General features: G+C 40.8%; 18 protein-coding genes. 12 read left to right on the forward strand and 6 right to left on the reverse strand.

All coding sequences use genetic code 11. The annotated features are described in order from the left end of the window. Positions 1 to 48: 48 nt before the first annotated feature. Positions 49 to 471, reverse strand: a complete 423-nt coding sequence (gene yciA / locus G327_RS0113915) for an acyl-CoA thioester hydrolase YciA (protein ID WP_026339359.1) — start codon at positions 469 to 471, stop codon at positions 49 to 51. Between the two features lie 287 nt (positions 472 to 758). Beyond that, positions 759 to 2,525: a putative ATP-dependent zinc protease gene (locus tag G327_RS0113920; protein ID WP_019615403.1), complete on the reverse strand. Its 1,767-nt coding sequence runs from the start codon at positions 2,523 to 2,525 to the stop codon at positions 759 to 761. Between the two features lie 495 nt (positions 2,526 to 3,020). Here G327_RS0113920 and trpR point away from each other — a divergent pair, with 495 nt between their 5' ends. From trpR to G327_RS0113940, 4 genes are all read left to right on the forward strand, one after another. Beyond that, positions 3,021 to 3,284, forward strand: coding sequence for a trp operon repressor (gene trpR / locus G327_RS0113925; protein WP_019615404.1), 264 nt, complete (start codon positions 3,021 to 3,023; stop codon positions 3,282 to 3,284). A 4-nt stretch (positions 3,285 to 3,288) separates the two neighbouring features. Continuing rightward, positions 3,289 to 4,545, forward strand: coding sequence for an aromatic amino acid transport family protein (locus G327_RS0113930; protein WP_019615405.1), 1,257 nt, complete (start codon positions 3,289 to 3,291; stop codon positions 4,543 to 4,545). A 240-nt stretch (positions 4,546 to 4,785) separates the two neighbouring features. Further along, entirely contained in the window at positions 4,786 to 5,541 is a 756-nt protein-coding gene (locus G327_RS0113935) for a DUF4197 domain-containing protein (protein WP_019615406.1), read from the forward strand. A 284-nt stretch (positions 5,542 to 5,825) separates the two neighbouring features. Then, positions 5,826 to 6,605, forward strand: a complete 780-nt coding sequence (locus tag G327_RS0113940; protein ID WP_019615407.1) for a substrate-binding periplasmic protein — start codon at positions 5,826 to 5,828, stop codon at positions 6,603 to 6,605. A 37-nt stretch (positions 6,606 to 6,642) separates the two neighbouring features. On the opposite strand, the gene G327_RS0113945 is transcribed toward G327_RS0113940, so the two are convergent. Further along, positions 6,643 to 7,530, reverse strand: a complete 888-nt coding sequence (locus G327_RS0113945; protein ID WP_019615408.1) for a LysR family transcriptional regulator — start codon at positions 7,528 to 7,530, stop codon at positions 6,643 to 6,645. A gap of 186 nt (positions 7,531 to 7,716) precedes the next feature. On the opposite strand from G327_RS0113945, the gene G327_RS0113950 reads away from it, so the two are divergent. The 4 genes from G327_RS0113950 to G327_RS0113965 all read left to right on the forward strand — a co-directional run bounded on the left by G327_RS0113950 (position 7,717) and on the right by G327_RS0113965 (position 12,072). Next, the gene (locus G327_RS0113950) at positions 7,717 to 8,700 is read left to right on the forward strand and encodes an aldo/keto reductase (RefSeq protein ID WP_019615409.1); all 984 of its coding nucleotides are present in this window, start codon (positions 7,717 to 7,719) and stop codon (positions 8,698 to 8,700) included. Positions 8,701 to 8,752: 52 nt separating this feature from the next. After that, entirely contained in the window at positions 8,753 to 9,064 is a 312-nt protein-coding gene (locus tag G327_RS0113955) for a hypothetical protein (RefSeq protein WP_019615410.1), read from the forward strand. Positions 9,065 to 9,274: 210 nt separating this feature from the next. Further along, a complete protein-coding gene (locus G327_RS0113960; RefSeq protein ID WP_019615411.1) occupies positions 9,275 to 10,561 on the forward strand; it encodes a hypothetical protein in 1,287 nt (428 codons plus the stop codon). A gap of 239 nt (positions 10,562 to 10,800) precedes the next feature. Further along, the gene (locus tag G327_RS0113965) at positions 10,801 to 12,072 is read left to right on the forward strand and encodes an NRAMP family divalent metal transporter (RefSeq protein ID WP_019615412.1); all 1,272 of its coding nucleotides are present in this window, start codon (positions 10,801 to 10,803) and stop codon (positions 12,070 to 12,072) included. Positions 12,073 to 12,249: 177 nt separating this feature from the next. Here G327_RS0113965 and G327_RS0113970 read toward each other — a convergent pair whose 3' ends face one another. Further along, entirely contained in the window at positions 12,250 to 13,455 is a 1,206-nt protein-coding gene (locus G327_RS0113970; RefSeq protein ID WP_019615413.1) for a sugar efflux transporter, read from the reverse strand. A 137-nt stretch (positions 13,456 to 13,592) separates the two neighbouring features. Between G327_RS0113970 and G327_RS0113975 the strand changes: the two genes are divergently transcribed. Beyond that, positions 13,593 to 14,453: a helix-turn-helix domain-containing protein gene (locus G327_RS0113975; RefSeq protein WP_245542697.1), complete on the forward strand. Its 861-nt coding sequence runs from the start codon at positions 13,593 to 13,595 to the stop codon at positions 14,451 to 14,453. 153 nt (positions 14,454 to 14,606) lie between these two features. Here G327_RS0113975 and G327_RS0113980 read toward each other — a convergent pair whose 3' ends face one another. Beyond that, entirely contained in the window at positions 14,607 to 14,855 is a 249-nt protein-coding gene (locus tag G327_RS0113980) for a helix-turn-helix domain-containing protein (protein WP_019615415.1), read from the reverse strand. 100 nt (positions 14,856 to 14,955) lie between these two features. Beyond that, positions 14,956 to 15,681, reverse strand: a complete 726-nt coding sequence (locus G327_RS0113985; protein ID WP_019615416.1) for a substrate-binding periplasmic protein — start codon at positions 15,679 to 15,681, stop codon at positions 14,956 to 14,958. Between the two features lie 214 nt (positions 15,682 to 15,895). Here G327_RS0113985 and G327_RS0113990 point away from each other — a divergent pair, with 214 nt between their 5' ends. From G327_RS0113990 to G327_RS0114000, 3 genes are all read left to right on the forward strand, one after another. Then, complete coding sequence (locus tag G327_RS0113990; RefSeq protein ID WP_019615417.1) at positions 15,896 to 16,195, forward strand: HlyU family transcriptional regulator; 300 nt, start codon at positions 15,896 to 15,898, stop codon at positions 16,193 to 16,195. A gap of 99 nt (positions 16,196 to 16,294) precedes the next feature. Continuing rightward, positions 16,295 to 17,533 carry a serine hydrolase domain-containing protein gene (locus G327_RS24755; protein WP_019615418.1) on the forward strand — a complete coding sequence of 413 codons (1,239 nt, stop codon included), beginning with the start codon at positions 16,295 to 16,297 and terminating at the stop codon, positions 17,531 to 17,533. A 198-nt stretch (positions 17,534 to 17,731) separates the two neighbouring features. Next, the gene (locus tag G327_RS0114000) at positions 17,732 to 18,637 is read left to right on the forward strand and encodes an HDOD domain-containing protein (RefSeq protein WP_019615419.1); all 906 of its coding nucleotides are present in this window, start codon (positions 17,732 to 17,734) and stop codon (positions 18,635 to 18,637) included. The last annotated feature ends 418 nt before the right edge of the window (positions 18,638 to 19,055 follow it).

Raw genomic sequence — 19,055 nt, forward strand, 5'->3', positions numbered from 1 at the left:
CTTGTTAAGAACTGCTGATACTGTGCAGCTGCCTGTGCTCGTCGAATGTTATTCTGGCGCCGCAGGTTTGTTAACAACGGGGCGCGGTTTTCCCTGCGCATCGATTGCAACGTAATTAAATTCAGCATCACAGACTAAATAAGGCGCGCTGACACCGTCAACTGCAACAGTTTTAACCCAGACTTCAAGTGCAACAGAAAGAGATGCGTTGCCGATCCTTGTACATTCGCCATAGCAGCATACCACATCACCGACGCTAACCGGGGCTTTAAAAGTAATGCTGGATACAGATACTGTTACCACACGGCCGCCGGAAATCTCCTTGGCAAGAATAGCGCCGGCTAAATCGAGTTGCGACATGATCCAGCCACCGAAAATATCCCCGTTGGCATTAGTATCTGCCGGCATCGCAAGTGTGCGCAGTAATAATTCGCCACGGGCAAATGGTTCGGATGGTGTGTGTTTATTCATAAATACGTTCTCATTGATAATAAAAGTTAGCCAGAATCGCCAAGCGTCTGATTGAGGCATTTTATCACTGCTTCCTGTAAAAAAGCACGGTAAAGACAGGGCATTTTTGTCAACTAAAAGGCAAAGTGCTACAGTTGAAGATTAGTGTTTATTAATTGTACAGAGACGGCTGTTAATTCAAACGGAAAGCTAAGTGTTCAGGCTGCAGGATAAATATAAGGAAGATTTGACGCTGTGCTCATTAAAAAACGGCACACAGAGTGTGCCGTTTTTTGCTTAAGTGATGTTTATTTTTCTATTAAATAAATATGTTCGCTGCTGACATAATAATCGTCGGCTAAAAAGTTTTTACCTAAAATCATGCTGTAGTCAAAGCGGCTGCGGTCCTGCAGATTGACCCGTACTTTTTTAGTTTCGCCATTGAGTGTAACGTCCATGATAACAACCGGGCGTTCTTTGGCTTTTTCACCCGCTTTGGCTTTGACTCTCATGACATCCACCACTTCTTTAGTAAATTCTTTTTTAGTTCCTAATTTATTTTCATAGGTAAAGGTCACCATCTCTTTACCTTTATCTTTAAAACGCTGAATATTAACAGCGTTCATAGAACTTACATCTGCACCGGTATCAAGTTTAGCCGGGAAAGCTAATTTACCGATCTGCACAACTTCTATATAACCGGCTTTAACTGGAGCGTGGGCCGTTAAGATATTTTCCGATCTAAGGTTAAGAACCCGCTTATCAGAAAAAAAGCTTCTACCCAGAAAAATATCCGGCTGCTGTGAATCCTCTTTGATATCAAGTGCAAGCAGTAGTGTAAACGGTTTCGCATTTAACGTGACATCGCCTTCTATAACAGGTCTGCGTTCTTTACCGACAACAATGGTTTTCTCAATAGGTTTGAGTATTTCCTGCTGCAGGCCGTCTTTTTTAATGGTTATTTTTACTTTGTTTTGTTTTTCTAAAACTTCAAATTTCTCTACCTGCAGCTTTGATGTGTTAGCCGCAAAAGAGGGAGCTGCTGAAAGTTTAATATTTTCAAATAGAATATCTTCCTTTGCAGATATTACCTCGGTTGTCTTGCTGCTAAATTTTTCTGTCTTTGCAGCCAGAAGGTATTCTCTGCTCGGGTCAATCATAAAAAACTTACTTAAAGATTTACGCCCCAGGCGTAACTGACTGCTGTTTTTTGAGCGGTCTTTTAAATAAACTAATATATGCTCTTTAAATCCGTTAGCCGCCTCAATTGGGATATAAACCAGCGGGGTTGAGTAATCCTTGAAATTCAGCATGCGCACTATCGGCAGCTGCATATTCTTCTTTTTGTTGTTTGAACCGATAAGATCAAAGCTGACCGTGTCGCTCTTCTGATCAACTTTTACGTTCTGTGCATTTAAGATGCTGTAGCGGTTGCGCAGTGACATACTGACATTAACGGGAATATCTAATACAGAAAGACGCTCTTTTCTACCTATGATTTGTGCTTCTTTTTGTGTCTGTAGATAATCATATCCGGCTAAAACCCACGCATTTCCCTGCAGATAGCTTCTGCCTACTAGAAAAGGTGTAGAGAAGGTGCTGCGGTTGGTTAAATTAACCGGCGTAGTGACTTTGTGGCCGCCGATAGTTAATGCCATTTCGATTACCGGTCTGAAAATAGGCTCAGGGCTGCTGCGGCTGCGTATGGAGCTGATATTAAACAGAGGCCGGGTAATGGTAATATCTGCACCTGTATACGGGTTTGGTATTGTAAACTCTACTGTTGCCTGAATGTTTTTTTCTTTTGATGTGAAATGGTCTTTGTCTAATCTTTCTTTTGGGCCACCGAGTTCATAAACTATTGTTTTCAGTAGTTCATTAGTTTTTAAACCCTTATATTTTTCATTTAAGCTGGTTACCACAATATTATCGGCGTGCATTGAGGTGGTTTCAGCTCCAGTATCAATTTTTCCAGGGAACGGGATTGCACCTAATTCTGAAACATCATTGTAGTAGATGTTTTCTAAACGCCCTAAAACTGGTTTATCGTCCACTTGATAACTGGCTTGGTTCATTATGACCTCAGCGCCTGCGGTGGAGTACAATAGTAAAGCTATAAATGCGGTCAGAATTTTTTTTATCATGTTTCATCACTCACAATTCTTATATTATTAAATAAAGCTTAACAGCTGCTTACTGTCAATCTGCCGCTAAGTTCGTTTATACCCGTTATCATTCAATAAGGGCTAGCCATTGTCATCATATTACGCCATAAATGCATCTTGATTGGTAACAGGCATATACCCTTTAATATACCCGTTACACTTCAAGATGCAAAGTCAGCAAATCAAGGGACAGATAGATTTTAGGTATGCGGCTGAAGGTATAACAAGAAATATTGTTGCTGTTTGTTCTCTTAATGCAGAAACTTGATGATTTATTAGCCATTTCCTATTCGTCGTGTAACACAATTTTAATTTAGAGCCCGTTTAGTGTAAATAATTCTTGCTTGTCCTGCTTGTACTGTTGTACTGTTGCGCCATTACACTTGTGCATCAGGGAGATTGAGAATGATAGCTAAATTATTGAGTGAAACAGTCGGTAGTGAGGACTTAACATTACTCATTCCTCTGTTGTTGTCACCTGAAGAGCTTAATGCAGTTAATGGGCGTATCTTGGTTTATAAAGAGCTGCTGCTTGGTGAAAAGCCGCAGCGTGAGATCGCCAAAGAATATAAAATCAGCATTGCAACCATTACACGTGGTTCAAACAATTTGAAATCGATGAGCAGTGCAGAAAGAAAATTATTACAAAAATTATTAATTAAGGAATAACTTTATGTCAGAAGCAATGACCAGCGAGGCACTGCCGTCTAAACAGGATAAGCAGATATCTTCACTCGGTGGTATTTTTATTATCACGGGAACCAGCATCGGTGCTGGTATGTTTTCCCTGCCGGTTCTAACGTCTAATATGTGGTTCGGCTGGGCTGCCTTGTTTCTTGCTGTTTCCTGGTACTGTATGTACAGCTCTGCTTTATATTTACTCGAAGCAAATCAGAAGTTTAAGCACGGTGTGAACTTCGATACTATGACGAAAACCTTATTATCTCCTTCGTTACGTGTAATCAACGGTTTATCTGTTCTGTTTGTTAGTTATATTCTGGTTTATGCCTATATATCCGGCGGCGGCTCTATGCTCGGACACAGCCTGCAGTCCGGATTAGGTATTAACTTGAGTCAGTCAGTAAGCAGTTTTATATTTGCAGTTTTACTGGGTTTAATTGTCAGCTTCAGTACTCGCGCAGTAGATCGTTTCACGTCAGCCATGCTCGGCGGCATGGTGATCACCTTCAGCATTGCTATTTTCGGTCTGCTTAATAATGCGCAATTTTCACAGCTGCAGCCTTTTGCTGAAATGAGCGACCGCCTGCAGTACAGCTGGGCTGCGATTCCCGCATTAATGGTATGTTTTGGTTTCCACTCAAATATTCCCAGTCTGGTTAAGTATTACCAGAAAGACAGCAAAAAAGTGGTTAACTCAATTCGGTACGGCAGTTTGTTAGCGATAGCTATCTATCTAGTATGGTTACTGGCTAGCTTTACAGCGATCGGCCGGGATGGTTTTGCCGCTGTTATTGATGCCGGTGGTAATATGGGCGCATTAGTTGCTGCGATGGAATCTGCTGATTCTGGTCCTACGCTGGCTGTTATGCTGCAGCTGTTTGCTAACTTCGCTGTAGCGACATCATTTCTTGGGGTTGCACTGGGCTTATTTGATTTCTTAACTGATCTGTTGAAAATGGATAACAGTATTGCCGGGCGCAGTAAAATTGCACTGCTGACATTTATTCCACCAATGATCGGCGGCGTGTTATTTCCTAATGGTTTTATTTATGCGATTGGTTATGCCGGTTTTGCGGCTGCTGTTTTTGCATTGTTCACTCCGGTTGCTTTAGCATATCAAGCGCGCAAGAAAATGCCGGAAAGCCGCTTTATTGTACCCGGCGGTAACCTGCGTATGCTGGCGGTAATTATATTTGCTGTCTGTGTGGTGGTATTCCAGATTTTATCTATGTTAGGTCTGGTTGCCTAAAAATACAGACACTATGCAGAATTAATTGTACTGATAGAAAAGTTTACTAGTAATAGCCCCAGGTTAATTGAATAACCCGGGGCTTTTTTTTGTCTGTAAACTGTACGGTTAAATCTTTTTATCTTCTTTGGCAGATGGTGATTATGTTTTTGAGCGTTAAATAGACGAGTTCGACTAAACTTATCAGGAGCTGTTTTAATTCAATGAGTATATCCATTTCATATAATGAAGGGGCCGATAATGAATAATAAGATAAATATGCTGATTGTGGTCAGCTGTACGGCGCTGTTCGTACCTAATGCGTTAAGCGGCTGGTTTGATAGTGTCACAGATATTTTCGCTGAAAAGGACACGCAGGAGATAACTAAAGCGCTAAGTCAATCCAGTGAGTTAAGTGTTGATGAAATTACCGAGGCATTCAAACAGTCTCTGCAGATAGCTTCTGAAAATGTTGTCAGCCAGCTTGGCGCAGTTGATGGATTTAATGCTGATTCAGCTGTTCATATTCCCCTGCCTGAAGATCTGCAGAGCGTAAAATCGATATTAGACAAGGTCGGTCTAGCGAGTGCAGTTGAAGACCTTGAACTGAAACTTAACCGTGCAGCAGAGGCAGCTGCCCCGAAAGCTAAATCGTTGTTTCTTAACTCAGTGAAAGAGATGTCATTTGATGATGTACGCGCTATTTATAACGGCCCAGATGATGCTGCAACAAAATATTTTCAGGCCTCAATGTCTGAGTCATTAAGTAAAGAGATGAGGCCGATTGTAGAGAGCAGTTTAGCGGAAGTCGGCGCAGTACAGGCGTATGATAATGTCATGGCTGATTATAAAGATGTTCCCTTTGTGCCTGATGTAAAAGCTGATTTAACGAATCATGTTATTGAAAAAGGTATGCAGGGAATATTTTATTATATTGCCGAGCAGGAAGCTGCTATTCGTGCAGATCCGCAAAAGCAGACAACTGCGCTGCTGAAAAAAGTATTTGGTGTAGAGTGATGGGATTAAAAATCTCACTGAGATTGGGAGCCTGATTAGCAGTGTAGTAACTGCTTTGCCTCCTTATAAATGGCAGAATAACGCTGCTTGTCAGAACTTGACACAATTTCCATCTCAGCAGATACTTTTTGTGTTAGTTGAATGATTTATAAAACCACCTGCGGCTCCTTGCTGTGCATCTCAAGCCGGTGTCTGGCAAAGCCTTTCAGATAACATGGGATAAAGTAGCTCGAACTGATCTGTACTGCTGAAGTGATGCTGATTTATTTTCAATGAGATAGTAAATGAAAAAATATATTTTAGTCTTTTTTATCGTGTTTGGGGGGCTTATCGGCACCGCTCAGGCTGCTGTCGAAACAATTAAAGTCGGCGGTTATTATTTTCCGCCTTTTGTTGATAAAAATGATAAAGAGCAATATTTTGGCATTGCAATTGACCTGATAAAAGAGATGAATTATTTTCAGGATAAGTTCTACTTTCAGTTCGTGCCGACTTCACCTAAAAGACGTTATTCGGCTTTTGAGCAGAAAGAATTTGATTTGATCATGTTTGAAGATTTAGCCTGGGGCTGGAAAAACAAAGATCTGGCCGCTTCAAAGGTGATTTTACAAGGGGGGGAAGTGTATATCACCAAAGCAGAGCCCTTTAAAAATCAAAGTTATTTTGATAGTCTCAAAGATAAATCGTTTGCAGTTATTCTTGGTTATCACTATGGTTTTGCTGGTTTTAATGCCGATGAAAAATTTCTTAAAAAAAACTTTAAAATTAAATTGAATACTGCGCATAGCATCAATATTAAGATGATTTTATCCGGTAGAACGGATATTTCGGTAGTCTCTCTCTCTAATTTAAACCGTTATTTAAAAAAAAATCCGGGAAAAAGAGAGATGCTGTTAGTTTCCGAAAAGTTTGATCAGCAATATAATCATCGAATTCTACTGCGAAAAGATGCGCAGATCGATGTGCTGGAAATGAATACCTTATTAACCCAAATGGACAAGGCGGGCATATTACTGCGTATTTGGGAAAAGTACGGAATTCTCTCTCCTGCTAACCGCCCGTAACTATCCTTTGTGCTCTGCGACCCTGTTTTTAACATTATCAAATTCCAATGTGTTGATCTGCAAGGCTTTCCTGTACGAAAGAGATAAAAGTTTTTATTTTAGCGGAAGGGTATATCAGCTGCGGGTAAAGCAGATAAATACTCTGCCCATGAGTATACTGCTCTTCTAATACTTTATGCAGGGTTCCCTGCTGCAGCTCTTTATTTACATAATAACCGGCTACTCGGATAATGCCTTTGCCGGCCAGTGCCTGCTGCTTGAGCAGATGATGATCGTTAATTGTTAACCAGCCGTTTACCGTCGCATGTGCAGATTTTAAAGGCCAATTACGCGGTTCTAAAGCAGATAAACACTGATGTTTAGACAAGTCTTTAATAGTTTTCGGAGTTCCCTGCAACGCCAGGTATCCAGGAGAAGCACATAAACAGTGCTGATAGGAAAACAGCTCTTTAGCAACCATATTCTGAGGTGGCTCCAGGGTGGCACGAAAAGCTAAATCAAAATCATCTTGATTTAAATCATAATTGATATAACTCGAATCGAGAACAAAATAGATTTCGGGATAGCGCTGCTGAAAAGCATGGCAGATATCTAATAGAAAAGATTCGGTAAACAACTTAGGTGCGGTGATGCGTATCACTCCCGTTAACGCGTTATGTTCCTGATGTATATTTCGTTCTAAATCTAACATAGTGCTTTTAATCTTTTTTCCCTGGCGCAGGATCTTTTCCCCTTCCGGCGTTAAGCGCACACTGCGGGTTGTTCTCAGCAGCAGCGGGCATTTTAACTCCTTTTCCAGCTTCTTTATCTGATCTGATAAATAACCTTTTGATATCGATAAGTTGTCTGCTGCTTTGGTAAAACTAAGCTGCTGGGCGATTTCTACAAATAACATCAGGCATTCAATTTTTTTATGCTGCTGCATAGGGGCACCAAGTCTACGAAAAGATAAACCCATTATTCTACGGCATAGCAAAAAATAGCAAGTCATTGTTCACTATAACTAACAATGATTTCGTTTTTTTGCTCTTCCGCTTTATCTGCTGACTATTACAATGTGCTTTTAAAAAACAATTCGATTATGAAAAGTCGGCCGTAAGGAATGATCAAAATGAACAGTAAGAAAAAAACGATTCCATTAAATCAGTATTTAGCAGATGTCAGCACTTTATCTTACGGCTGCATGGGACTGGGCGGGGGCTGGAACCAAAACCCGGTCAGCAGGGAGAATATAAATCAAGCTCATCAAGTGGTTGATACTGCTCTGCAGGCGGGTATTAATTTATTTGATCATGCTGATATTTATACCATGGGCAAAGCAGAAAAAGTATTTGGACAGGTATTAACCGAGTCTCCCGGGTTACGTGAAAAAATGTATATCCAGTCAAAGTGTGCGATTCGTCCTGCAGATGATTCAGGGCCTACGCGTTATGATTTTTCTAGACAATGGGTAAGCAGTTCGGTGGACAATATTTTGACGCGTTTAAACAGCGAATATATTGATATTCTGCTTCTGCATCGTCCGGATCCGTTAATGGAATTAGATGAAATTGCTGAGACGCTTTATCAGCTTAAAAACAGCGGTAAAGTTCACCACTTTGGTGTTTCTAATATGCATCAGCACCAGATAGCTTTTCTGCAGTCAGCGCTTGATGCCCCAATCGTGACTAATCAGATTGAAATAAGTCTGGATAAACTCGGCTGGCTGGAAGAAGGAATTATGGCGGGTAATCCCGAGGGGCGAGATATTAACTTTAGCGCTGGAACACTTGAGTATTGCCGTCTGAATAATGTACAAATTCAAGCCTGGGGAAGTTTAGCTCGCGGGTTATTCAGCGGCCGAGATACGACAGGTGCAAGTGCTGCGGTTAAGGGGACCTCATTATTAGTGTCTAAACTGGCTGACAAGTATCAGGCTCCATGTGAAGCGGTTGTTTTAGCATGGTTAATGCGTCACCCGGCACGAGTTCAGCCGGTTATCGGGACAACGAATCTGGATCGGATCAAAGCCTGCTGCCAGGCAGAGCTGGTCAACTTAACGCGTGAAGAGTGGTACTCGTTATACGAAAGTGCACGTGGACAAGCGTTACCGTAAGTTTCATCAAGAAAACAAGCTGGTTATTCGATTTATATCACAGGGAGAAGTCATGGGTATATTGTCCAAAGTAATTTCTTTATTGGCTGTTAACATCAGCAGACTAATAACGTTTTTTTCTAATATACAGCAGTTTCAGGAGCGTATCTGGGTGGTCAGCATTCAACCTAATTTGGAAATGAATAACAATGTGCTTAATAATACGTTTTTAGTTAGTGAAGACAGTTTTGACAGCCCTATGCAGTGGATGGAAAAGCAGGGATATCGGGCTGAAATTATTAACCGTGTCGATAGAATGCGGCGCTCGCAGGTTATTAAAATTCAGCTGGAAAACAGTCTGCATAGTCTGATTAGAGTGAAGTAACCCGCCTCAACCTAGCCTCACAGAAAAATACATTACAGCGCTTAAGGATACGGCAGGTTCATTCTGCCGTAATAAGCTTCTATGTCTGCAATACATTGAAATTATTAAATAATAGTTAATATGTCTTATCCGTTTATCTATTTACTGGTCGCTCATATTCAGATAATCTCGATTCATAATCAGATCATTCCCATAGAGAGTGGAAATATTATGGCGCACATACCGGTTAATTTTTTAGATAAATTAAAGTTTGAAACTGCAAAATTTAACAACCCGCAATATTTCTTTCAATTCTGGCAGTTTAGCGGTGAAATAGATGATGTGCTTCTGCAGTCAGCATTAAAACTCAGCTATGCATCGATCCCTAAATTAAATACTAAGCTGACTTTTACACAGGGTGATTATCACTACATAGAGCAGAGTTTTGCCAATAATTTTGTCACTTTTAATACATCCGGCGAGCTGAGCTGTGAACTTCAAAAAATATTAGAAAAGGATCTGTTTTCTATTGTGCACAGCAGCTGTGCTGCTCCGTTTATTTTACTAAAAATCCAGGATACAACTCAGGAGCGTTTTCTTATCTGCCTGATGATCAACCATATCTATTGTGACGCAGGATCTGCTTATCTGTTTATGGAGTGTTTAACCGGTTTTTATAATGCACTGTGTAGTGAACAGGGCAAACCCAGCCCTACAGTAGAGAAGCCTGTCGATGATGCTGATTTTGTGGCTGACGGGCTAAGCCGTTTAACCGGTGCAGAAAAAATAATGTTTGCAGATGCCTGTGTAGAACAGGCTGAAAGCGGAGCGCATTTTTTCTCGCAGGCTAATGAAGTAAAAAAAATCTACAGTGAAAGTGCCGGTAACGAAGTATTATATGATTATTTTCATCTACCCTTAAGCGCTTTAAATAAACCGCAAAACTGCAGCCTTAACTCAGTTGTGTCGGCATTGATTACGGGGACTTTTCTTGAATTAAAAGGAGATAAGACCGGTCAGGCAGCTTCGATATCCGTGTCGGCGAATGTTAGAGCGAAAGGCTGCCGGCTCTTTGGTAATTATGTTACCGCTATTCCGATACAGCTGCGCAGCAGTCATCAGGACTCATTACTTACTCAGTTTCAGCAGCAGATGAGCTCTTTTAAAAAGAACCCGACGGCACTGCTGGCTTCCTACCATCGTCTTGCAGCTCTATTTAAGCAGATTAAAGCACAGGATATTATGGCCGGATTTAGAGCCATGAGTTTAAAGTACCATTTTTATATTTCCAATTATGGTGCCTACAATCCTCTGCATAATGACGAGCTGTCCTTCTCTAACTGCAGGTTAGAAACAGCAGGGGGCTTTAATTTTCCTCTGCAGGCACACTACGGACTAATTTTCACATTGGTGCCGTTTAATAAATCAATCGGTATCAGCATTGCCTGTTCACCTTCGGTATTTTCAAAAAAAGAGATGCAGCAGTTTAAGTCTCTAATGCTGGAAAAATTGAAATAAGCACGAGTATAATTAATGTTTTCTGCAGCCGTAAAGAATCAATGGTTACTCTGAATCCACTGCCTATTTCTGTTCCATAAACAATCAAAAAAATATTTTTTACAGGCTGTATCATGTTGTTTTTGTAGATTTTTTGTAATAAAAATGTTCTTATTTTCCGCGCTTAAATAAAAATGCAATAAAAGCAGAATATTATTCAGTGTGAAAATCTTAGAAATCCAACATATTAAGGAAAAAAAATGCATAACACAGCAGTTATGAAGGCCTCCCAAAGTAATAAATTACAGCGCTTTATCCATTCTCTAGGCCCTGGTATTCTGATGGCAACGGCGGCTGTTGGAGGATCTCACCTTGTTGCATCAACACAAGCCGGTGCGATTTACGGCTGGCAGTTAGCTGGTCTTATTTTGTTAGTTAATCTGCTTAAATACCCATTTTTTAGAGCCGGTATTCAATACACTATGGGCACCGACCAAAGTCTGGTTGAGGGGTATTCGCAAATGGGGCGCGGTTATTTATGGTTATTTACTATTCTTAGTGTTGTTTCAGCAGTAATAAATACCGCTGCATTACTGTTGTTCAGCGCAAGTTTACTCGGATATTTCCTGCCTTTTGAGCTGTCGCTGCCGGTGCTTTCCGGTATTGTTTTAACTGCCTGTCTGGCAATTTTATATAAAGGGCATTATAAAGCGCTGGATAGTCTGTCAAAAATTATTATGTTGACCCTGACGATAGCAACTATCGCGGCTGTTATTATTGCAGCTGGACAGGTGAGTGCGGCACCAGCTGCTTTTGAAGCACCTTCAGCCTGGACGATTGCGTCATTTGGATTTATTGTGATCACTATGGGCTGGATGCCGGCTCCAATTGAAATATCCTGCTTAACTTCACTATGGCTAAAAAGTCAGCGTAAAGAGCGTCAGGTAACCAATAAATCTGCATTACTTGACTTTAATGTCGGTTATATCAGCACTGCATTATTAGCCGTTGTATTTCTTGCCCTCGGTGCTTTAGTGCTTCATGGCCATGTGGATGAATTACAAAGCTCCGGTATCGGCTTTTCACATCAGCTGGTGAGTATGTACTCCTCAACAATTGGTGAATGGTCGCGCAGTTTTATTGCTCTGATTGCTTTTTTCTGTATCTTCGGCAGCACCATTACTGTTATTGATGGTTATTCGCGTGCATTAGCAGAAGCACAGCTGCTGCTTCAGAATAAGGAGTTAGATCAGCGCCGCACCCATCAGGTATGGATGGCTGTTGTTAGTCTGGCCGCAATTTCAGTGATTGTGTTTTTTGCTTCCTCATTAATGGCTATGCTTAATTTTGCAATGATACTCGCATTTATGACCACGCCGGTTTTTGCCCTGTTAAATTATAAGCTGGTGGTAAACGCAGAGCTGCCTGCACAGCTTGCATTTACCAGAAAAATGAAAGTATTATCCTGGATTGGTTTAACTTACTTATTCGGCTTTTTAATCGTCTTTATCTGGTGGAAATGGTTAATGTAATCAGCATGCATAAACTCAGTTAAGCATCATCGGAATGGGGCTGGCATAATCAGCCTAACAAAATTTGCCTCATTCCCAACTAAATATTGTTAATACCCTCAGCGAGGGCATTTTTACCTGTGTACTGTTTATATCAGAACAGACTTAATCACTTTTAGTCAGCATCTTCGCAAAAGATCACTCTGCATATACCGCTTGAACAAATTCAGCTTCTGGTTTCTGCTGCGCTTTTTGTGCAAAACACATAAACAACAGGCCTATCAGGCAGAACAGTGCGGCTGCCATATACACGGCCTGATAACTGATATATTCAGCAATCAGACCGACCATTAAGCTGCTTGATAACCCGCTTAACATCAGGCTGTTATTAAACAGGGTCGAAGCCATACCCATCTGCTTTTTCATCATATCCTGTACAACCAGCATGCCTAAGCTGGCATTAATACCGATAAACAAACCGTTAAACAGCTGCAGGAGCATAAAGTGCCAGATCTGTTCGGCAAACAATAAGCCGCTGTAAAAAATAATACCGCTGATGCAGGCAATATAAATCAGGCGGGCTGAGCCGATCCTAGGCGCCAGGTATCCAGCACTTAACATGATAGGAATTTCAATAAATGCTGCAATACCCATAAAGTATCCCACCCATTTTGCGTCAAAATTGAGTTCCTGAGTGATATAAAGGCTGATTGAGGTGATATACATGTTGTTGGCACTGAATACAAAAAACATACTGATTAAAAACAGCAGTACGCCTGAGATGTTAAGCCAGTTACCTGTCTGTACTGACTCTGCGTTTGACGCTGCTTTTTCTATCTGTATATCAGGAAGTCCTTTTAACACGGTAATAAATGCAGAGGCCGAGAAAAAACCGGCGATTAAAAATGTCTGCTGAAAACTGAACAGGTCATTGATTAGAAAAGCTAATGGAGGACCGATTACCCAGGAAAGCGCCATGGCTGCGCGCATCATACTGACAAAGACGAGCGCTTTGTCACCCAGGTGTTTATCTGCGTAGCTGCGTCCCATGGTAAAAATCTGTGGTGCAGCCGCTGCATTTAATGACATGAAAAAAATCACTGCCAGCAGCGCCGTATAATAGTGCTGGGTCAGCGCTAATATAATAGTCGTGACCATAAAACCTGACTGTCCGGTTAATATGATGCGTTTGCGGCTTAAACCCGCATCGGATTTTTTCGCAACAAATTGTGAAACCAGAACGCCGCTTAGTACCATGCAGGTCATAAAAAAGCCCATGGTTAATGGTGAAACGCCGAGTGCTTCAATTAAGTACAAACTTAATAACGGCGAAATGAATGACCCGCTTAATCCTGAAAACAGGCAGATTAATAAATAGATGCAGGGTTGTTTAGCAAGCAGCATGTTGTGTTAGACCTTATTAAATGTATTCAAAAATAGAAATTATGAGCAGCGCTAAGTTACCGTTTTCTTGTGAAGCAAGTGATTTGTTTTCGGCTATTTGTGATACTATCCTGTCATAATTAACCTGAAAAATGAAAATGTCTGTGAAACCAGTTATTGAAAAAGTAAGTAACCGAAGTGATTTTGGCTGGCGCCTGCAGTATTACCACAGCTGTCCATCTAGTTTCTGCTGGCATTATCATGCTGAGTACGAGATCGTATTAAAGCGTGACTTCAAAGGCACTATGTTTGTCGGGGATCATATAGCCGAGGCCAGACATAACACTCTATTAATGTTCGGTCCTAAGCTGCCGCATACCATCACGCACGATCCTGATTTCGATAATGAAAATAATCGTATCTATATCTTGTGGTTTAGTCACGAGTGGATAAGCGGGGTGATTAAGTCCCTACCAGAGCTTGAGGGGGTAAAATCCTTATTAAGCCGATCGGTACAGGGGCTGGAATTCACAGAAGAGCTCGCCGAAAAAATATTTCCACTGCTGCAGGGCCATCAGGAATTTAGTCCGGCACTGGCCGCAAACCGTTTAATTGAAGTGCTGATTGTTTTAAGTGAAACTAAAAAAGTACGCCTGTTAAATAAATACAGCCAGCCTGCGCTGCAGGAGAACCCGAAAGAGCTGAAGTTAGTTCAGAAAGTATCTGAGTTCATTGAATTGAATTACCGCAATAATATTCAAGTGAGTGATTTATGTAATGCCGTGCATGTTAGTGAAAGTACGGTTTACCGGCTTTTTGAACGCCATTTTGTATCTAGTTTTTCCAATCATATTAAAGAATTTCGTATCGGCAAAGCCTGTGAGCTTCTGGTAAACAGTAATATCAGCATCGCAGCGATTGCTGATCAGGTAGGTTTTAGTAATCTATCAAACTTTAACCGTCAGTTTAAGCAGTGCAAGCAGATGACTCCCAAACAGTTCCGGCTTCTGTTTGCCTAACCTGCTCTGCGCTTTCATTCATCATAGGCAGGGTTTTCACCGTGCTTAGCAGTGGTTTTAATATGCTTATTAACCATTTGTTTTTAGGTGAATCTTTTTGCGATGCTTTAAAAATTAATGGTGCGGTAAACTTTATCTGAGTGACGGGCTCGATCAGTTTATAATAATCAATATCTTCATTGAGGTCCGGAAAATAAGTTTAGGTGCAATTTCATCTGCGTAGCTGGTGGGAGTTAACTTTATACTGGTTCTGACAAATAGAGGATCGTTTAACTCTTCACGTAACTGTGCAGGCACTTTAGAAACATAGGACTGTGAACGCCCCAGCTTTCTGGCCGCCTTGCTTGTTGAGCCACACTGATAGAGTGTGGCAAATACGCGTAATGCATTCAAATCCTTCATAAATACTCCTAAACCCAGCTAGTTAGAAGAAAGTATATCAGATGGAATTGTTTATATTCCTTTTTATCTGGGCTTCTCTGTATTCTGCTTCCGAGTTGATCTATTGATAGTGTGAGAGGATTGCCTGATAACGTCCGTCAGCTTTTAGCTGCTGCAGGTGGTAATTAAAGTGCTGGATTAACTGGGAGTTAGTGCCTTTTTTTACTGCAATATGAAGTTTTCCGACGTTGATCGGATGGGGCAGAAAAGTGATTTTATCCATAATTCCCATTTCTTTGATGGTTTTAAGGCCGGGAAGGCGGTCATCAATAAAAGCATCTGCCCGTCCCTCAATAACCAGGCGAAAATTTCGCTGCTGTGTTCCCTGGATAGTCTGAAATTCTCCATGTCTCCTCGCTTCATCAAATGCAGGGCCGTAACTCCAGCCTAATTTTGTTGCGATTGTTTTGCCCTTTAAATCGTGCACAGACAGAAAAGAAAAAGGGCGGGTTTTATTTATAAACAGCACTACTTCGGAGTCGTGCAGCGAATCGGAATAGTCGAGCCTCAGCGCTCTTTCTTCAGTCTTATAGATACCGATCACAATGCCTTTTCCTTGGTAGGCGTGTAATAACGCACGTTTAAAAGGTAGGATGGTGACATCAAATTCTTCTTTCATATCATCAAAAACCGTTGTGACAATATCAAAGTACAGGCCTTTAGGCTGATTACCTTCAGCATAGGAAAGAGGAGGAGCTCCGGCATAAAAAATAAGTTTTTCTGCCGCTAGGAGCGCGCTTGAAAAAAGAAGAAGAGAGGCTGTAAATATTATTATAAGTCCGGGCATAGAAACGTCCTGTTGGAATAACATCCATTATTTATAAATTATAGGTTATCTGACTGTGAAGAAATTAAAAAAGCATAGCTGACAGCAAACCTCTTCGTCGCTTATACTTAAATAACAGTGATTTTTGAAAATATATTGAAAACAGATGTGGGCTGGGAATGCTGCTGTTAATATATGCAGCTTAAATGCGTGATATGTCAATATAAGGATTAAAATGGGTTTTTTAAAAAAAGTAACTGCGTTATTCAACAGTAGTGAAAGCGGGGCTGGTGCCGCCACTTTCCCAAGCGAAGAATATAAGGGATTTATTATTACACCTCAGCCGAAAAGTGAGTCCGGGACATTTTATCTGGCCGCTTTAATCGAGAAACCGGCCGCAGAAGGACAAATTCCTAAGCAGTATTATCTGATCCGCTCTGATACATACGGCAGTGCAGAACAGGCCGCTGAGTTTTCTTTATCTAAGTGTCGTGTTTTTATTGATCAGGTCGGTGATGATATGTTTTCTAAATGAGTTAATATTTCTGTTGTTAATTGTATTAGTCTTTTTTAAGGTTTTAGGTTTTATGTTTTATGTTTTATGTTTTATGTTTTTTGTACTTTGGGAGTTTTCTTGATTTATAACGTATTATTTTTATTGATTCTTGCTTTTTTGAGCGTCGGGCAGTCGGCACAGGCAGTGCCTTTATTACAGTTAAAATTAGAAAGTGATTTTTCGGCTGCATTTAAAAAAGAGATGCGCTCAGGTCGTATTCCCGGGGCCGCTTTTGCTATTGTTCGCGGCGATCAAGTTTCAGCGATGCAGACTTACGGTATTAGAGGCAAAAAATCTCCGCAAGCCGTTAATTCTCAGACAGTATTCAGACTGGCATCAGTATCAAAAACATTTTCTGCAGAGCTGGCTGCGTTGATGGTTGAGCAGAATAAATTTTCCTGGAACGATCCTATTGTTGAATATATCCCGGAGTTTAAGCTTAAAAAAGCCGGGCAGGCTGAAAATATAACTATCAAACACATACTTAGTCATAGCAGCGGCTTAGTCCCAAATGCCTTTGACGGTTATTTAAAAGGGCGCTTTATATTTAGTAAAGTGATTGATAAGTTTTCAGCTTTAGAGCCGGCCTGCTCTGCAGGTAAATGTTACGGTTATCAGAATGTATTATTCAGCTTTATTGAAGAAGTGGTCGAACGTAATACAGGAAAATCCTATGAAGAAGTGATGCGCAGCATGATCTTCTCACCGCTGAATATGGTTAATGCCAGTGTTGGTTATGATGCTTACCAGGAGTCTGCGAATAAAGCCTACCCGCATATTACCGTCAGCCGCCGCGGGCCCTGGCATCAGGTAAAGGTTAACCCTGATTTTTATAAAGTCGGGGCGGCTGCCGGTGTGAATGCCAGCATTGAGGATATGAGCAAGTGGCTTATTGCGCAGTTAGGCAATACTCCGGAGGTTATTTCACAGCCGCTCTTAGATACAGTCAGGGAGCCGGTGGTGCGTACGGTTAAAGATTTGCGACGCAGAAGCTGGAGAGGCATTATTGATGATGCACATTATGGTATCGGCTGGCGGGTCTATCAATATAAAGATGAAACCTTATATCTGCACAGCGGCTGGGTACAAGGCTTTAGAGCGTTGATTGCATATTCTAAAGATAAACAGATAGGCTTAGTTTTACTGGCTAATGCAGAATCCCGCAGCGTAGACAGTTTAAGCATTAAGTTCTGGCGTCTGCTGCTTGCTGAGCCTGACAGTTTAATCCCTTATAAGGCGGCTAACCCGGCTCCCTTAGCCGGCCCGTTGTGGAGCCGTAAGCTGGCGTTTTTTGATTTAGATTTACAATATTTATAGCCGGAGAAAGTCGCTTTTAAGTACTTGTAATTAGAGCCAGTTGTCTGCGCAGAACAATTATTTTGATATTGATCGTATTTTAGGCGAAGGCATAACCTGTTAACCCCGCTAAGCTGCACTACAATTTATTAAAAAAAAGTACATGTGTATTACCTGAATGAAAATGTAACTTACTGTTAATAAACTAGGAAGTGAATCGTGCGAGAAAATCTGTCCACTGCTTTTTATGATGCTATGTTTGGTGAAACTCATCTTGGTACTGAGATGAATAAGCTTGAGCAGAAAGCGCTGCACAATGTACGCGATATTTTAAATAACCGTGAAGCATTGAGTGCTCAAATCCCAGCCCTGCCTGTTGTTTTGCTTGAATTGATTGATGTGTTAAAAGATGAAAATGCTGATTTTATGGCGATTGCACAGGTGATTGAAAAAGATCCCTCTTTAGCGGTTGAAGTACTGAAAGTTGCTAATTCGGCATTGTATTTTCGAGGAGAAAGGGAGCTGACTTCTTTACGTAAAGCAGTGTCTTTACTAGGGGTAGCTGGGGTTGCTAATATCACCACAACGATTCTGGTTGAAAAAATACGCCCCGCAAAACCTATCTATTATCGTATGTTCGGCAGACAGATCTGGTGTCATTCAGTACAGTGCGCTTTTTTATGTAAATCGATTGCACTTGAGAATGAGATAGATGAGTTTGATGCCTATTTTCTCGGCCTGATCCATGACATAGGTAAAATCATAATTTTTAACTGTTTATGCGATGCACTAAGTACCGAGTTGCCTGACGATCAACCTGGTAGTTTAGTTTTTAAGGAATTAATGGCCGAGATGTCTGCTGATATCTCTTTCTTTATTGCACAGGAGTGGCAGTTACCCCTGCTCTATTGCGATGCGCTGCAAAGTCAGAGAATGAAAGGCGACAGTCGTTTAGCTATGGTTTTATATAAAGGAAACCTGCTTAGCGAGCTTTATTTAATGGTTAAAAAAGGGCAGTTAGAGCAGTCTTTAGTGATAAAAATACTAGAAAAAATGGCCGTATCTGAATATATATGGCAGGATTTTTTAGCGCTTGCGCCAAAAATTGAAACAAGTGTGCAGTAACAGCATTCTGCAAAAGTAATTGATCAGTTTTTAGCTCTCTTTTAACCGCGCAATATCACAAGCATGACTGAAATTGCACTTCCATAAATAGATCATAATATTAAGTGGATTGTTATGACAATCTCTTTATTGTGCGAGAGCTATCCCGTCTATATTTCTCAATACACTCGTTATTGTTTTCAACTCATTCTGTGTACTCAATCTCATAAGAAAGCATCGACAGAAAAAGTCATTCTATAAGTTATTAAAAAATAGACAATGATATGTGCACAAGAAAAGTTACAGCGCACATTTTTTGAAAAAAACTCTGGATACAGGATAATCCAATTATTAATTTACTGAGTATTTTCCATGTTTTAAACGTCAATAAATCATCCAATACACTTGAAGGCTGACGTTTTTTTAATGGATCCTGGCT

The organism is Psychromonas ossibalaenae ATCC BAA-1528 (assembly GCF_000381745.1).
GTDB lineage: Bacteria > Pseudomonadota > Gammaproteobacteria > Enterobacterales > Psychromonadaceae > Psychromonas > Psychromonas ossibalaenae.

What these genes read in the sequence shown, in the direction of transcription:
- yciA (WP_026339359.1), bottom strand. Translation starts at nt 471, where the DNA reads ATGAATAAACACACACCATCCGAACCATTTGCCCGTGGCGAATTATTA.
- G327_RS0113920 (WP_019615403.1), bottom strand. Translation starts at nt 2,525, where the DNA reads ATGAACCAAGCCAGTTATCAAGTGGACGATAAACCAGTTTTAGGGCGT.
- trpR (WP_019615404.1), top strand. Translation starts at nt 3,021, where the DNA reads ATGATAGCTAAATTATTGAGTGAAACAGTCGGTAGTGAGGACTTAACA.
- G327_RS0113930 (WP_019615405.1), top strand. Translation starts at nt 3,289, where the DNA reads ATGTCAGAAGCAATGACCAGCGAGGCACTGCCGTCTAAACAGGATAAG.
- G327_RS0113935 (WP_019615406.1), top strand. Translation starts at nt 4,786, where the DNA reads ATGAATAATAAGATAAATATGCTGATTGTGGTCAGCTGTACGGCGCTG.
- G327_RS0113940 (WP_019615407.1), top strand. Translation starts at nt 5,826, where the DNA reads ATGAAAAAATATATTTTAGTCTTTTTTATCGTGTTTGGGGGGCTTATC.
- G327_RS0113945 (WP_019615408.1), bottom strand. Translation starts at nt 7,530, where the DNA reads ATGCAGCAGCATAAAAAAATTGAATGCCTGATGTTATTTGTAGAAATC.
- G327_RS0113950 (WP_019615409.1), top strand. Translation starts at nt 7,717, where the DNA reads ATGAACAGTAAGAAAAAAACGATTCCATTAAATCAGTATTTAGCAGAT.
- G327_RS0113955 (WP_019615410.1), top strand. Translation starts at nt 8,753, where the DNA reads ATGGGTATATTGTCCAAAGTAATTTCTTTATTGGCTGTTAACATCAGC.
- G327_RS0113960 (WP_019615411.1), top strand. Translation starts at nt 9,275, where the DNA reads ATGGCGCACATACCGGTTAATTTTTTAGATAAATTAAAGTTTGAAACT.
- G327_RS0113965 (WP_019615412.1), top strand. Translation starts at nt 10,801, where the DNA reads ATGCATAACACAGCAGTTATGAAGGCCTCCCAAAGTAATAAATTACAG.
- G327_RS0113970 (WP_019615413.1), bottom strand. Translation starts at nt 13,455, where the DNA reads ATGCTGCTTGCTAAACAACCCTGCATCTATTTATTAATCTGCCTGTTT.
- G327_RS0113975 (WP_245542697.1), top strand. Translation starts at nt 13,593, where the DNA reads ATGTCTGTGAAACCAGTTATTGAAAAAGTAAGTAACCGAAGTGATTTT.
- G327_RS0113980 (WP_019615415.1), bottom strand. Translation starts at nt 14,855, where the DNA reads ATGAAGGATTTGAATGCATTACGCGTATTTGCCACACTCTATCAGTGT.
- G327_RS0113985 (WP_019615416.1), bottom strand. Translation starts at nt 15,681, where the DNA reads ATGCCCGGACTTATAATAATATTTACAGCCTCTCTTCTTCTTTTTTCA.
- G327_RS0113990 (WP_019615417.1), top strand. Translation starts at nt 15,896, where the DNA reads ATGGGTTTTTTAAAAAAAGTAACTGCGTTATTCAACAGTAGTGAAAGC.